Origin of the sequence: Paramesorhizobium salinisoli (assembly GCF_003335045.1) — a bacterium.
Classification (GTDB): domain Bacteria; phylum Pseudomonadota; class Alphaproteobacteria; order Rhizobiales; family Rhizobiaceae; genus Paramesorhizobium; species Paramesorhizobium salinisoli.
Genome location: NZ_QOZG01000070.1, coordinates 1 through 2,208, shown reverse-complemented (window position 1 = coordinate 2,208; position 2,208 = coordinate 1). Strand labels below are relative to the sequence as shown.

1 protein-coding gene is annotated in these 2,208 nt (G+C 53.8%); it reads right to left on the bottom strand.

Translation table 11 applies throughout. The annotated features are described in order from the left end of the window. Positions 1-1,013: 1,013 nt before the first annotated feature. On the bottom strand, positions 1,014-2,208 hold a 1,195-nt coding region (locus tag DUT91_RS25945; RefSeq protein WP_160113721.1), incomplete at its 5' end, for a hypothetical protein.

Genomic DNA, 2,208 nt, shown 5'->3' with positions numbered 1-2,208 from the left:
CGACACTCTCCGGGTCTGATCAATGTCGGAATCCTTCTGCTTGTCCATGGTATGCAACCATGTCGCCACATCGTTGTTTCAATCAATAAATTTTGGTTTCTATCAATGTAGTTCTATTCGTATCTATCAATGCTTTTAGGCGGTATCTCGATGTGACGTGCTTATCCTCTTTCAAAAGTTGCTTGAAGGCAATAGGCATTGGGAAAAAGAGTTTACGGTTTGTCAGTCTGATAACTGATTGTGGAAATGTCATTCAATGGACATACCGCGAGGCCGTCTCCTGAGGCAGTTGGAAACTCAGCCCGTCTATGTATCCGGCGCAGTTTCCTGTGCTCAATTGGTCACGAGAGCGGCCGCATTCACAGCGCAGCAAGGGACGGGTCGGTTCATCCATCGTTGAGATGAGACGTGATCTCTGCGTCAGGAGAGATTAAGTGGAGATCGCCGCACCGTTCCAGCGAATGAACAGCGCCTCGCGATTCACATGACCCCGGTTGAGAAGAAATCTGCTGCGATCAGCAACAGAGAGCCGGAGTTTTCAGTTGCAAGATCGTCGCGCAGCCGATCCGCGTAAGCTGCTTGCTGCCGCGGATCGGCAAGGTTCTGGCACGCTGCATGGGCGGGTCGAAGGACATGCCTGCCCGGAAATGGAGCATCGATCCCTGCGATTTCTCATACTTCACCATGATATGGGGGTTACACCGGAAGCGGCGAACGGCTCCAGTGCTATTTGCATCAGCAGGAAAAGGTGGCGCGTGTGTACCGGCGAGGCGGCCATCGCGGAGATACTGTGCCAGCACCTTGGCGACGGCTGCAGCACTGGCAGGAAACGAGACCGATCTCGGGCAGCTCGGCCTGAGGCGCGTCACGGTGCGTGAGGTGACGCTCTGCGGATGTCGCCGAACGGGGCGGGGCTGCTTCGCTTGACTTCGGGCTCGATAACCAACCCAGCCCGAAGCAAGTCATTTGCGTCGCACAAAATTGCGAAGTACAGATGCTCAGGCCGCATTCGTTCAAGTGTTTGTCGGGGCCTGCGCTGTCGGGATTGGACCGTACGTTTTCACGCCTGGAGTCAGCTCGATGTAATAATCGATATACGATACTTTCATATGTCCCTGATACGCAGAAAAGCCCGTGGCGTATTCGGTGGCCAGCTTGGCCAGGGTAGATCCTCCCGATGAGGGTATCGTAACCGTGACGACATAATCCGGGTTGGACGGGCCTTCATGGACATCATGAGACATGTCGTATCCATTCATATAGAACAGAAAAGTGACGGGCCTTCCACCATAGACGGTTGCCGCCAGTTTCTTCAACTGAACAGAAAGCCCGTTTCCTTGGGTGAGCGTATCATTCGTGATGACCCCATTCGACAGATATAAAATCACCGCCTGGGGCAGATCCTGATCGCGCTTGCCATCGCCGGGCTGATCAGGAGGTATATTAACCGCCGCTGGTTGTATGTACGTATAGAACTTGCGGGCAAACTTTGAGCCAAACAAGGTGCCGTCCGGATTTTGCACGAAAAATCCGAGAAAATTCTCACTTGATGATGGCGGAACGGTTTCCAGGTCTTTGATCGATGACTTGAGATAGTTGACGCTGAGCCTCGGGTCTTGCGTAATCGGCATGAAGCCGTACTGGCTGCCGACCTGGTTATTCAGGACAAAAAAGTAGGTCGCGTCCTGGGACAGATTGGGATCGTTATTCGGCCATCCGTTCAATAGAGAAACAGGAAGATCAGTCTGAGTCGGAGAGAGTTGAACATATGTTCCATACTTATAGCTCTGGATACCGAAAGGTATCAATTCACCCCAACCGAGATCGTTGAGCGAATCGCCCCCATAGTCCGCGCTTGCGAAAAAGAGGGTATCCACGAAACCCATATCCGCATTGTTCACCCTGGGAACAGCCGTGAGTGCGTAAGGTCTTTCAGACATAACCCAGGCACTGGCAGCACCGCCGGTTACTGACGTTGAGAAAGCATAGAAAATATTGTCGCCGGCCTGGACCGTGGGCAACTGGGCAGCGCCGGTGCCAGTTCCCTTGGCCGGATCCCAGAAAGTCAGCCCGAAATCAGTGGGAGAAACCCTCCAGAACACGTCGACGCCTGCGACGGGGGTGCTGTTTATGTCCGCGACGTTGACCTGCCATGCGCTATAATTTCCGGTCGCCGGTTTGGTTCCCGCCGCCGTCACGGGCGTCGTT